We start from the raw sequence: 12,363 nt of genomic DNA, 5'->3' as shown, positions 1-12,363 counted from the left end.
GGGTCACGGGAGCTTTCAACCGTTGAGTTGGGTGATGTGACGTGAGAGCTTTGATAATAGGGGTCGGACAGTGCGGGACTAAAATAGCGGACATCTTCTCCCTCGTGGACTTTGAGAGCCTGGCCATAAACACTTCAAGGGGCGATTTGGAGTATCTAAAGCACATTCCGCCTGAGAGAAGAATACTGATAGGAGAGAGCTTAACCGGGGGGAAGGGGGTAAACGCCAACCCCGTTCTGGGGAGAGAGGCCATGAAGCGCGATCTCCCCATGGTTATGAAGAAGGTTTCCTCGATCGTTGGTTACGAAGACGTTGATGTATTCTTCCTCACTTTCGGCTTTGGCGGCGGAACCGGGGCCGGGGGAACGCCCGTCCTTGCCGAAGCCCTGAAAGAAGAATACCCGGACTCGCTGGTGGTTGCGATAGGGGCACTGCCCCTGAAGGAAGAGGGGATAAGACCGACGATAAACGCGGCGATAACCGTAGATAAGCTTTCAAAGGTTGCCGACTCAATAATCGCAATAGACAACAACAAGCTCAAGGAAGGGGACCTGGACATAAGTCAAGCGTACGAGAAGATAAACTACACAATAGCCGAGAGGATAGCATCGCTTCTGGCACTCATAGACGTCCCGGGTGAGCAGACGCTGGATGCGAGCGATTTGAAGTTTGTCCTCAAGGCCTTCGGAAGCTTTGCCACGGTTGGCTATGCCAAATCCCGGGCCGATCAGGTGAAAAGCCTCTCGAGGCTTATAGCAAGGTCTTTCGAAAGCGAGGGGCTCTACCTTGAGGTCAACGTTGAGTCCGCTCTCTACGGCCTCGTGGCAATTCACGGGCCCCCTGAAGTGCTGAAGGCGAGGGAGATATTTGAAGCCCTGGACGAGCTGACCGGAAGAATAAAAGGCAAGCAGATTTTCAGGGGTTTTTATCCAGATCCCCGGGAGAGGGATGTTGAGGTTGTGACCCTCCTGAGCGGGATTTACGAGAGCAAAAGCATAGAGGACATAATAACCACGGCAAAGAGGTACGCTGAGTCCTTCATGAAAGCAAAAGCCGAAGCAGAAGAAAAGAAAAAAACCCTCCTGACCGGACTCCCGGACTTCGATGACATTTACCCTGCGGAGGGGGAGCTCGATGGATGAAATAAGGGACTCCGTGGAAGTTGCCTTAGAGCTGGACGCGAAGGGAGTTTATTCTCACATAGCAGAGGAGAGCGCTGAGGACATCAGGAGGATAATCTCCTCCATAGATGCCGAAAGGGCCATGAAAAAGGGCTTTAAGGTCTACTACAAAGACGACTGGGACGAACTCATAAGGGAGAGGATAAAGAAAGGAAAAAGGCACACCGCATTCGACTTCTACAACCCGGCGCTCTTAGACATATGGGAGGCAAAGGTTAAGGAGCTCAAAAATGTAAAAAAGACCGAGTATTTCCTTTACGCATTAATAGGAGCCGCGTCTTTATCGTTAATCCTCGCCGGTCTGTCTCTCTGGTGGCCCATGGCGTTGCTGGGCTTAATCCCGCTGCCCCTGGTGGTGTGGGTCCACGACAGGGCAAGGGAGAAAAGGGATCTCATATACCACCAGCTCGCACAGTTCTTCATAGACGAGATGAGGGCCCTCCTAACGAGACATTCCCTTGACCCGGAGAAGTTCAGCTTCAAGGTCTTCAACGACGACTATTTTGAAGTTAAAACGGTAAAGAAGGGGCCGGAGACAGTTGCAGTTGTCGATATATCCCATGGCAAGGGTTAAATACACCCAGCCTCAAAAATATTATGAGGGGGAGAGATGGGTAGGAAGGGACAGGTCTCACTGGAATTCCTCTTTGTGTTCGCGATAATGATGATTCTCCTGGCTTATTCAATCAACAACGTAACGTTCAAAGAGGGCTCAACATCGGTTGAAAACCTGAGGATACAGGTGGCACTGGAGGAGAAGAGCCTCGCAAATGCCATCTCGAACACGATAAACCAGGTCTATGCCCAAGGGCCGGGGGCCAAGGCCACCGGTTACGTCCGCGTAAATTACCTCAGAGACCCTCAGATGCTGGAGAAGGCGACCGGAGTAAAAAGCCCTAAAGTGTTCATAACCTACGAAAACGGCCCGCTCATAACGATTAACGGAACAGGATCCACTGTGGTTCTCGCGGGGCCTGATAAGAACGCCTTCTGGAGCGAATCCATGTATAAAAAGATACTGTCCTCGAATAGCTCAATCTGGTCACCCAAAGGAAGTGTTAACGTGGACTCCAAAACGGCATACGGCCTGGAGATAAACCCGAACGACCTGCCCCCAACCCTTAGGATAGTGGTTGAATGGAACCCCGATGCACCCGAGGGCTGGAAATTCAACTCAACGACTGGAGAGATCAGGATAAACATAAAACCCGGTGGGTGAAGATGAAAAGGGCGCAGATCACGTTTGATTTCCTCATAGCGGTAATGCTCATAACCGTGACAGTTGCGGGGATTGTCTCGGTGGCCTCCGGTGAGATAGAGAGCGCAGGGGTACTCGACACCACGGCAAAATTGAAGGTCTTTGCCGTTGACCTGAGGGACACGGCGGTTAAATCATATTCGGTGGGAACAAACTTCACAATAATCAAGAGCTCCCCGATCGGGCTTTCAAACGGCGACGAAATAACAGTAAAACTCTATTCCAGCAATTCCACGATACTAATCACGGCCAAACTCGGTGGAAAAACTTTCGTTGTCGGACAGAACGTGCCGGTCCCACTATGCGACTCGGAGGTTGAGCTAACGCCCGGAGGCGAGAGCTTTAACGTAACTGCAGTCAGCGCTGGGGGGCGGAGATGTGTTACGGTTAAGAAGTAAAGCCAGAGCTCAGACCGCCCTTGAGGTGCTGTTCCTGACGGGGATAATCCTCCTGGGGGCGGCGTTAGTGGTGGGGCCGTACCTTAAGACAAACAGCAGCTCGGAGCTTATATTTCACGTTAGAAGTCAAGCAGAGAGCGCGTGCGCGTATTTAAACACCGGGGTGGTCTCAAAGGATGAGAAATACGGGCAGTTAAACGCTGTGATAGTCTCGGCCAACTACTCATCGATTGGATGCATAGTGAGAGGCGTCGGGATAACGCAGGAAGATGAGGGCTCGGTGTCCGTTAAAGTGTCCGTGGGATACCACAAAAACCTGGATCAGGACCTGCTCAAAAACGCTGTATCTGACTTCATAAAAAGGGAGCTGAAGTCGAGGGGCGGGTTCAGTGAAAGGGACGGGGAACTGTATTACTGGGGGAGGAGAGTTATAATAGACCTCGAGGTGAGAAAAGAATGAGCTCGAGACGTGCCCAGCTTCTCTCCCTTGACGCCATGGTTTCCCTCGTGATAGTTGTGTTCGTCTTCACCGCAGTGCTCAACACCTCATCCGCCCTAAAGGGGGAGATAACTTCAATGCTCGGCTGGTACGAGAGGGCTAACATAGCGGACAACATGCTTGATATCATGATAAAGACCCAGGGCGAGCCGGCGGACTGGTACCAGAGCCCAGGTTCCGTTAAAATCGTCGGACTTCGCAGCGACTCCTCTTTGACCGGTGTGGACTACAAGCGGGTTAAGGCCCTGGCCCTGAATTTTAATAACAAAAACGTCTCAGGCGCCCTGAATAACATGGGCACGGGCAAAGACTTCCTCCTCGAGTTTTACATTTCATCCTTTAATGTAAGCATCGAGGGAAGGTTTCCGAGGGTTCACGTACCAAACATTACGTTTGCAGATAAAAAGGGTGGTGGGGTTAGATTTGACATTCAGGGAAGCCCCAATGGCAACGACTACTTCTCTGTGAGTTACATTAAGATCACAAAGGCAAACGGTAGTGTCTACAAAAATGAGAACATAACAAGGCTCAGTAATAACCTGAACATCGAAGTAAACCGGGGGGACATAGTTGAAATCGTCACTGCTTCAACCACCTACATAACGACTACGAACGCCGAGGTTCCTTCCGGGCTTTGCAACAGTGCTTACTCCCGTGGAAATACCTGTGTGATCGGGCCCCTCCCTGAAAACACAAGGATTACCATATATGCCACAAACCCACAAAGTAACTTCAAGATACAGTTGGAAAATAAAAATAATTGGAAGCGCATCCGCCTGACCTCCGGAGAAGGAAACGTCGTCGTCACGGTTTCTGCCTACGACAATACCACTCCCAAGATCTCCTCCAGCTACACCTTTTACACGAGCCTTATGGAAAAGAAGACGCCCACCTACTGGTTCGCCGTCATCAACGGAACACCCACCCAGGATAGGAACAGTGTCCTCGCCTCCATGGACAGGTCACCCTGGATAGAGCCCGCTGAGAGAAGGATAACGATAGCTCGCCTCGAGTATAACCTGTCTGCGGGGCCGTCAGCAACGGACCCAATGGTTTACGGCCTGCTCACCAGTCAACTACCCCAGGGTGCTTATCTCTCGGTCAGCGCTCCGAATAGCCAGGGGAACGCCACGTTCGTTGCATTATCCGGTTCACGTCTCCTCGGGCTGATGGTATACAGGGATAAGACGGGGGGCATTCTCAGGGGGGTTCTGGTGGAGAACAGGACCTCGGGCGTTGTTCTCAAGTATTACTCGGGAACGGCTTCCTCTATTTCAATCCCTCTCAAGGACATATTCGGCGAGGGGAGTGGCATGGTGTTAGGTCTCTGGTTCTATTCCCTCAACGGGTGGGCGAGGGGTGATGTTTCCATCAATATCGAGCCGAGCATAGAGTGGAGCCTCAAGCCGAAGGCCGAGCCGGCCCTTGTAAAACTGACGGTGTGGGATGACTCATGAGGAGGGGGTTTGTTTTCACGCTCGATGCCATGCTTTCGCTTGTCCTGGTGGCTTTGTTCATAACCAGCATGGTAGCGATAACCGACAGTACTTCCCAGGTTTATTCAACCTATATGCGCTCCCAGTCCCAGTACATAGCCATGGACACCCTCCAAACGCTTAGAACTGTCTCGCTGAACCAGCTGGTTCCTCAGGAAAAGATAAATGAGTGGTTGAAGGATGGAACCCTCGATGAAGAACTCGTGAGCCCCGAAATGACCCCACTGGACATAGTCGCTACCTACTGGGCCACAGAGCCCTTGTATCCCTCCATGAACCTCCGCCACAAGGCGGAAGTGATCCTCGGCTACGTCCTTAATCAGAGTTTGAAGGGGTACAACTACGAGCTCCTCATAAACAACTACACGAGCCCCTATTTGAGGGAGGTTGGCTCCAACTATTCGAAGGCGCCTGATGTTTCCCCGGCGACACTGATTATGAGTGGCTACGCCTACAACCAGACGCCGAGGGGCTACATGGCGAGGGCTTATTTGACGAAGATAACGGAGAAGACAACTAGTTACACATACTTTGGAAGCTCCGCGTTCGCCTATGCTCCAACCAACACAGATTACACTATCGTGCGATACTACATTCCAAATGAAAACGAACTCCCGCCCGATGCAAATATAACTTCAGTGGAGTGGTTCCCTCAGCCAAGATGGTTTAGCCCATCTTCCTACATGAGGCTGTTTATAGACGGGGAACCCGTGAAATGCGGACAGTTTAGTAGTAGTGGGTTTGTGAAGTACTCCACGTGGGAAATACTAAAGGACAGCAATCCAAACGACGAGAACTCGTGCAACATGCTGGAGATACTTCAGAGACACAGAGACCTTAGGAGACATATTTTTGAGGTGTGGGTCTATAATCCGGGTTATCAGGATGGAGAAAGTTATAGCGGTGGTGTTCACCCCAATTCATTCATAACTTTAACTTACACTACATCCCAGCCCGGTACGTTTAGATACCCCCAGACAGTTCACTTTGACGGTATTAAAACTTCTCATCCCTTCCAAGTTGAAAACGCTGTGTTTATACCCGGCAAGTTCAGGGGTATTAACGTCCAGGTAAAGATAGTGAACGCATCGAAGCTCAATATAAAGCCAAAACTCTACGTGACGTACCTAAACACAAGAGTCGAGATTGGAGAAGGGACTACCAGCGGTGTGGACGTGTTCACTTGGGACAATTCCACGATTATGAACGCACTCAAAAATTCAAAAATCTACCCACAAAATCTCTCCAACGCATATCTATGGATCGCAGTGACCTTTGGAATGGAATATAAGTCCCCCTCATATGGAGATACAACAACCTTCAAATACCCTGTCAGAATGGATGAAACGGACTCTAAAATTGACCTTGAATACATCCCCCCTATATACCTCGACCAGTATACAATCGACTTTACAAAACCTATTGGCCCTTCAAGTGTTACTGATTATACTTTTCAAGAAAGTGCTTATCAAACGGACTTCTACACCATGCTGGAATGGAAATTCAGCATTCCTCAGGGGACCCAGCCGTTGCTCTTCAGACTCCATATTGTTAGACTTTGGAATGTTAACTGTAGGGATAGTGATGATTATAAACAAAGTCTCAGTATCAAAAACGATAAAACAGGTGGATGGATCACAGTGTACTCCCACCCCCCAAAACCCTTTATAGATCCCGCCTTCACGAGATGGGGAATCGTGAACGGAATAGTAAGCAACTCAGGGAACCCCATAGAGAATGCCCTGGCGGAAGGAGACAATTACATTAAAGCTGAGACAGGGATTTGCTACGTCATGTCAAAGGAGTTCACCACTGGTGATTTCACTTATGCCATAAAAGCCTACGCAGGCTACGGCGATGTCTTCCCAAGGTTCATGCGTCCCGGGTGCAAGGGGTACAACATAACCTACTACTGGCAGGACAGTTCAGTAACCACGCCACAACAGGCTTACATCCTTGCTGGGAATGAACCCTACTGCAGTGTTACCACTGATGAACTCCTAAATGGAAGAAGAACCTACGCCGTTGATGACGCAATAATAAGGCTCTTCAACAACCTCGGTGGCGATGGCACCCAGAGAAGTCCTATACTCGTAAAGCTCCCAAATGAGGTGAACATAGACTTCGCCTCGATGGGCAACATACCCGGTCTATTCCAGCCCATCCAGATAACGTTAAGGGTGTGGAGGGAGGGATAATGAAAAGGAGGGGCTTTTTCCTGAACTCTGCGGCAATAATCCTTCTCATACCGCTCCTTCTCCTCCTCGCGACCTACGAGGACGTATCGTCCCAGATAATAACGGCCCAGAGCGAGAGGTCGCAGATAGAGAGGACCTATGATGTTGTTTCTTTCCTCAATTCAGAATTCCAGAAAGCCCTTGAGATTTCGGGGAAGAGGGCCGTAGTTGCGGCCGTTGATTACGTCGCAACAACTGGCAACTTCATAAATCCAAGCTACAAAGCCAACAAAACGATAGCCGATTTGATGCTCAACGGTAATTCTGAGTCAATAACAAACTACGACCCGGGCAGAATTATGCAGGACCAAACCCTCAGAGTTTGGTTCTCCAACCTTGGCTCTCTGCTACTGAAGCAGGGTTACGATTTGTCTGGGGATATCTCAAAGGCGGACATCACAGTTGCGCCACTCGACGCGTTTACCCTCGTTATCAAGGCGAGGATCCCCCAGGTGACGGTTAAGGACTTATCGGGTAAAGTCGTTTACAGCGGCCCAATTCCTTCAAGCGGGGGCTACATATACTCAACCGTTGATCTCCGCGATCTTGAGGACCCGATGTTTTCGGCCTTTACGGGGGGAAGATATCAGCGCTCTATCAAGGCCTGTCCAATGAGCTATCCTCAACTGGGCCAGCTACCGATTTCATATGCCAACGGCTCCGGAGTTTCATCCATGGGGTATATTGTGGGAAACTTCAGAAGAACCCCTGCATATCCTTCTGACCTCGAGTACCTCGGGTACAACGAGACCCATGTCTGGGATCAGAATGGGAACTACCTCACGAACTTCACGATCAATGGGATACAGGCGAAAACAACGGACTTCATAGGATTCGATGGTGACTTGGGTGTTCTGGTGTTCCCGGGAATACAGGACGGCTCCGGAAGCGGTGGTGCGGGCAGTAACTGGTGCTCTCCGCTGGAATACAGGATAAATCTGACCATTCAAAACCAGGCGGGAATCGATTTGAACGATTACCAGATTCCAATTTTAGTAGGCACTGAGAAGGGATTTACAGTGCAAATCTTGGACATTATCTTCCAGAACACCTCAAACACGTACTCCAACACCCGTGATAAGTACAGGACGAATGCCTCCATAGCTATCTACGACTCAAACTGCAATCCAGTGCCTTTCTGGATTGAGTACTGGGATCCAGCAAATAAGAAAGCACTGATCTGGATAAGGGACACAGTTCCCAGGGATAATCAAAAAACATACTCTCTTTATTTCGGTTCAGGAACACCTACAAAGGGAAATGGTAACGATGTTTTTATATTCTTTGATGACTTTGAAGATGGGGTGTGGAGTGACAAATGGGTACAGGTTGATGAAGCACCCACTGAGAACGGGGGGTACTTATACATAAACGGGGGGAGGGACTCTGTCGCCGTGCGTTCTAAAAACGAAATAAACTATGACGGATCATTTGCCATAAGATTTAGAATGGCTCCAAGCAATAATAACAAGGACTGGGACAGTGGGGTTGGATTTCAAGACAGCACATCTGGAAGATTATGGCCAATGTATTTTACGGATGATGTAAAGGACAGAAATGAGGGACTAGTTATTCACGAGGGTGAATGGTGGCAGAGAACTACAGCAAACTCCAAGAGAACAGGCACCGATTTCCACCTCTATGAGGCGAGACTCAGAGATTCAGGTAGTTGGTATGATCAAAATACTAAAAGGTATAGCGCTAATTTTGTTGATATAACGGATGGGAGAGCCAACTATGATAGCTCATATAATAACCAAAGGTTACTTGATCCTCCAGCGTTGAAGTACCTCTACATTGTGAATGACAATGATGGAAGCGGAAACCAGGGAATTTACGACTACATCCTTGTAAGGAAGTACCCCTCCTCAGGTGATGCCTTGAATGATCCAAACTTCAATGGAATAACCCTCTATTGGAGGACTACGGATCTTTCTCGGGTTATTGAGCGGAGACCTTCGTCTAGTCCCCCTGGTCAAGCCCAAAATTCCCTTGGTAAGGCATATGATATCCAGACCTTTGTGGACTGTTTGATAGACCAGAGATACATCGCAACTGAAAGTGGCTGGTCGTTCTTTGAGAGGCTTGAGGGTAGCAACGGAAACCATAACAGCTACGTAAACCTCGCCCACAGCATTCAGGATGAAATGAAGTACAAGTATGGGGACAAGTACTACCCAATAGGCCTTGTCAGCTTCATGATTCCCCACGCCCTCTACGACGGAAAGCTTCTCAACCTCATGAAAACTCTGGGGTTAGCGAGTACGAACGTTAGTAGCGCTGATTACTACTTCCTCACCTATTACTTCAAAAGAGGGCCGAAAGTGGAAGGCTACCGCGTCTGGGGAATATCCCAGGGAGTTTTATCGACTGGAGACCTCAGCAATGTTCCATTCTTTATCGATCCAGGGACGGCAAAGGAAGTCCTCGGGACTATAGGTGCCTGTGATTTACTCTATGGATACAGATGCAGCTGAGGTGAAATCATGGGGTTAGATGACCTGCTCTACTCGCTTGGAGAGGCCACGGAAGCGCTCGTTTCAGGGATAGGCAGTGCAGTAAAGGACATAGTGTTTCCGGAGAAGGCAGAGAGGCCACCTGAATTCAGATTCCTGAAGAAGCTGACAAAAAAAGACCTCACAGTGCACGAGTTCATCAGCCTCAAACTTCAGCTCGTCCTCCTGGCTTATCTCTTCCTTTCACTGCTTACAGCAGTTGCATTGAAGGGCCACGCGTACCTTTTCCTCCTGTTCATCTTAGAGTTCCTTTACATGCGGTACATCATAAGGAAGACCTGGGACTTCATAATCAACCCCGGGGCGTACCGCTTTTTCTATTACGGGATATCCACCCTGGCTTTCCTCTCCTTTGAGGGGTACCTGATCCTTAGGGAGCTGAAGCCCGAGGTCTATCACTACTACGCTTACCTGCTAACGGTCTTAGCCGCTGTTCTGGTTTTTCGGTGGTATTTCAAGAGGAAATACGGCAGGGACTACACCTTCGGTGTCATCGAGGAGGTCAAAAACGGTTTAGTTAGGGTTTTCGTGCACGATGACATAGCGGCCAACATTAAGCCGGGTTATTACTGGCTTCCCGAGGTAGAGGAGGCCAAACCCGGGCGCGTCGTAAAAATTCTCATTGAGGATAGGACATTTAGAAGCTCAAAGCCCGTCAGAATCCTCGAGGTGTATTTAGAGGACATGGCTCAGTCCTCCGAAACGGAGACGGAACCAAAGGAAGAAATCGAGTAGAGGATGAGGAGATAAACCGAGTGGTGCGGTTCTATCAGGTTCGTCTTGACAAAGCTTTCGCCTTTTCTCGGTATTTTCAACGATTCCACCGCACTGCAGTGGGGGAAGACGAAGGCCACCTCCCCCCGGAACTCAACGTCGTAGCCCAGGCCCCGGCAGACTCGCCGAAGGAACGACCTAAATTCCCTCCACTTTGGGATGTCTGTTTTATAATAGATCGTGTGCCCCAAAGTATCACCAAAGAAAGTAATGAGGGAACCTTTAAAAGTTTTTCGCTGGAGTCGGTGTGATGGCCAAACCTCGGCAGAAAGAGGAAAGATGATTAGCCGAGCTCCCCGCAAAGTTTCGCAAAGTTGCGGTAGACCTCGACACCCATCTCCGTGTGGGCCACCTCTGGGTGGAACTGCACGCCGTAGATTGGAAGGCTCTCGTGCTTCATAGCCTCAACCGGGCAGGTCTCGCTCCTGGCGAGCAGCTTAAAGCCCGGCGGGAGTTCTTTGACCTCGTCCATGTGGCTCTCCCAGACCTTAAGCCTCTCCGGCAGGCCCTTGAAAATGTCGTCCTCCTCAAGGATTTCAATCTCAACTAAACTGTATTCCGCTTTATCGCCCCTGCCGACTTTCCCGCCGAAGTGCCTCGCTATCAGCTGGTGGCCGAGGCAGATTCCTAAAATCGGCACGTTAAACTCGTCGTAGTGCTCCAGAACTGCCCCACAGTTGCCGGTCCTGTCTATGTCCGGCCCGCCGGAGAAGATTATGCCCTTTGGCCTCATCGCCTTTATTTCCTCAAGCGGCGTCGTGTTGGGGATTATCTTCGCCTCCACTCCCAAATAGCGGAGCGTCCTCCAAATTCTGTGGACGTACTGCCCGCCGTTGTCCATAATCACTATCATGAACTCACCCCCAGGGATTTGAAAAACTCGTCGGATTCTTCAACCAGGGGTAAATCCACACCATGAACTTCTGCCCCTCCTTCAGTTTCAGGGGCTTTAGGGGCTTCAGCACGCCGTTTTCGTAGACCACCTCAATTACCTCCCCATGCTCCCACCGTTTTAGGCTCGACTCAAAGATAATAAAGTTCTCACTCGAACTCTATCGTCGCGGGGGGCTTGTTGGTGATATCATAAAGCACCCTCCCGACCTCTGGAATCTCGCTCGTTATCCTGAAGGCTATCCTCTGGAGAACCTCGAAGGGGACGTTCATCGCGTTTGCCGTCATGCCGTCGAGGCTCTCAACGACGCGAACGGCCACCGTTTCCTTGTAGGCCCTTATATCCCCCTGGACTCCGACGGTTTTGACGCCGAGGAGAACCGCGAAGGCCTGCCACGGCCTCAGCCCGGCCCTCTGGATTTCCTCCTCGACTATCGCGTTCGCTTCCCTCACGATTGCAACCTTCTCCGGTGTTACCTCCCCGAGGACTCTAACGGCCAGCCCGGGCCCCGGGAAGGGCATCCTGTTGTATATCTTCTCTGGAAGGCCGAGCTCCCTGGCGAGCTCCCTTACTTCGTCTTTGTAGAGCTCCCTCAGCGGCTCTATCAGCTTCAGGTTGAGCCTCTCCGGAAGACCGCCGACGTTGTGGTGGCTCTTTATCCTACCCTGGCTCTCGATCCAGTCCGGGGCGATGGTCCCCTGGATGAGGAACTGGGCATCTATCCCCCTCGCGACTTCTTCAAAGACCTCGATGAAGACCCTGCCGATTATCTTCCTCTTCTCTTCTGGATCCGTTACGCCCTTAAGCTCCCTGAAAAAGCGCTCGCTGGCGTTGATGTAGTGCAGGTTGAGCCCGAGCTCGTCGCGGAATGTCTTAACGACGAACTCAGGTTCCCCCTTGCGCATAAAGCCCGTGTTGACGAAGACCGCGTGGAGCCTATCGCCTATTGCTCTGTGGGCAAGAACCGCGGCAGTTGAGCTGTCTACACCACCGCTGAGCGCTATTATAGCCTTCCCGTCCCCGACGGTCTTCCTTATCTCTTCAACCTTCTCCTCGATGAACCTCTCCCACATGGGCACCACCTTTTTGCGGGCATTTGGAGGTCAACATAT

General features: G+C 50.5%; 11 protein-coding genes and 1 pseudogene. 9 read left to right on the top strand and 3 right to left on the bottom strand.

All coding sequences use genetic code 11. The annotated features are described in order from the left end of the window. Positions 1–41: 41 nt before the first annotated feature. From ACZ47M_RS09555 to ACZ47M_RS09515, 9 genes are read left to right on the top strand one after another with little or no spacing between them, the layout of a single operon-like run. Positions 42–1,142, top strand: coding sequence for an FtsZ/tubulin family protein (locus tag ACZ47M_RS09555; RefSeq protein WP_315341482.1), 1,101 nt, complete (start codon positions 42–44; stop codon positions 1,140–1,142). After that, positions 1,135–1,755 carry a hypothetical protein gene (locus ACZ47M_RS09550; protein WP_315341485.1) on the top strand — a complete coding sequence of 207 codons (621 nt, stop codon included), beginning with the start codon at positions 1,135–1,137 and terminating at the stop codon, positions 1,753–1,755. The genes ACZ47M_RS09555 and ACZ47M_RS09550 overlap by 8 nt, the downstream gene beginning before the upstream one ends. Before the next feature lie 36 nt (positions 1,756–1,791). After that, positions 1,792–2,400, top strand: coding sequence for a class III signal peptide-containing protein (locus ACZ47M_RS09545; protein ID WP_315341488.1), 609 nt, complete (start codon positions 1,792–1,794; stop codon positions 2,398–2,400). A gap of 2 nt (positions 2,401–2,402) precedes the next feature. Next, positions 2,403–2,837, top strand: a complete 435-nt coding sequence (locus tag ACZ47M_RS09540) for a hypothetical protein (RefSeq protein WP_315341491.1) — start codon at positions 2,403–2,405, stop codon at positions 2,835–2,837. 25 nt (positions 2,838–2,862) lie between these two features. Beyond that, a complete protein-coding gene (locus ACZ47M_RS09535; RefSeq protein ID WP_315341495.1) occupies positions 2,863–3,297 on the top strand; it encodes a hypothetical protein in 435 nt (144 codons plus the stop codon). Next, complete coding sequence (locus tag ACZ47M_RS09530; protein WP_315341498.1) at positions 3,294–4,793, top strand: hypothetical protein; 1,500 nt, start codon at positions 3,294–3,296, stop codon at positions 4,791–4,793. The genes ACZ47M_RS09535 and ACZ47M_RS09530 overlap by 4 nt, the downstream gene beginning before the upstream one ends. Next, entirely contained in the window at positions 4,790–7,030 is a 2,241-nt protein-coding gene (locus ACZ47M_RS09525) for a hypothetical protein (RefSeq protein WP_315341501.1), read from the top strand. The genes ACZ47M_RS09530 and ACZ47M_RS09525 overlap by 4 nt, the downstream gene beginning before the upstream one ends. Further along, positions 7,030–9,546 carry a DUF2341 domain-containing protein gene (locus ACZ47M_RS09520; protein WP_315341505.1) on the top strand — a complete coding sequence of 839 codons (2,517 nt, stop codon included), beginning with the start codon at positions 7,030–7,032 and terminating at the stop codon, positions 9,544–9,546. Before ACZ47M_RS09525 ends, ACZ47M_RS09520 begins: the two co-directional genes overlap by 1 nt. Positions 9,547–9,555: 9 nt before the next feature. Next, on the top strand, positions 9,556–10,320 hold the full coding sequence (locus tag ACZ47M_RS09515) for a DUF2101 family protein (RefSeq protein WP_315341507.1): 765 nt from the start codon (positions 9,556–9,558) through the stop codon (positions 10,318–10,320). Positions 10,321–10,642: 322 nt separating this feature from the next. Here ACZ47M_RS09515 and ACZ47M_RS09510 read toward each other — a convergent pair whose 3' ends face one another. The 3 genes and pseudogenes from ACZ47M_RS09510 to guaA all read right to left on the bottom strand — a co-directional run bounded on the left by ACZ47M_RS09510 (position 10,643) and on the right by guaA (position 12,324). After that, positions 10,643–11,212, bottom strand: a complete 570-nt coding sequence (locus ACZ47M_RS09510; RefSeq protein ID WP_315341510.1) for a GMP synthase subunit A — start codon at positions 11,210–11,212, stop codon at positions 10,643–10,645. A 49-nt stretch (positions 11,213–11,261) separates the two neighbouring features. After that, positions 11,262–11,390: pseudogene (locus ACZ47M_RS09505) on the bottom strand (antitoxin AF2212-like protein); the annotation flags it as partial. A gap of 10 nt (positions 11,391–11,400) precedes the next feature. Then, positions 11,401–12,324 (bottom strand): glutamine-hydrolyzing GMP synthase, encoded by a 924-nt coding sequence (gene guaA, locus ACZ47M_RS09500; RefSeq protein WP_315342192.1) that lies wholly within the window; start codon positions 12,322–12,324, stop codon positions 11,401–11,403. Between the last annotated feature and the right edge of the window lie 39 nt (positions 12,325–12,363).

Source organism: Thermococcus waiotapuensis (genome assembly GCF_055384795.1).
The sequence above is the reverse complement of the archived record's forward strand: the minus strand, read 5'-3'. Positions and strand labels throughout refer to the sequence as shown.

Bases quoted from the DNA above. Each gene is read 5' to 3' on its own strand.
- ACZ47M_RS09510 (WP_315341510.1), bottom strand. From the start codon at position 11,212: ATGATAGTGATTATGGACAACGGCGGGCAGTACGTCCACAGAATTTGG.
- ACZ47M_RS09525 (WP_315341501.1), top strand. From the start codon at position 4,790: ATGAGGAGGGGGTTTGTTTTCACGCTCGATGCCATGCTTTCGCTTGTC.
- ACZ47M_RS09520 (WP_315341505.1), top strand. From the start codon at position 7,030: ATGAAAAGGAGGGGCTTTTTCCTGAACTCTGCGGCAATAATCCTTCTC.
- ACZ47M_RS09515 (WP_315341507.1), top strand. From the start codon at position 9,556: ATGGGGTTAGATGACCTGCTCTACTCGCTTGGAGAGGCCACGGAAGCG.
- ACZ47M_RS09540 (WP_315341491.1), top strand. From the start codon at position 2,403: ATGAAAAGGGCGCAGATCACGTTTGATTTCCTCATAGCGGTAATGCTC.
- ACZ47M_RS09550 (WP_315341485.1), top strand. From the start codon at position 1,135: ATGGATGAAATAAGGGACTCCGTGGAAGTTGCCTTAGAGCTGGACGCG.
- ACZ47M_RS09545 (WP_315341488.1), top strand. From the start codon at position 1,792: ATGGGTAGGAAGGGACAGGTCTCACTGGAATTCCTCTTTGTGTTCGCG.
- guaA (WP_315342192.1), bottom strand. From the start codon at position 12,324: ATGTGGGAGAGGTTCATCGAGGAGAAGGTTGAAGAGATAAGGAAGACC.
- ACZ47M_RS09530 (WP_315341498.1), top strand. From the start codon at position 3,294: ATGAGCTCGAGACGTGCCCAGCTTCTCTCCCTTGACGCCATGGTTTCC.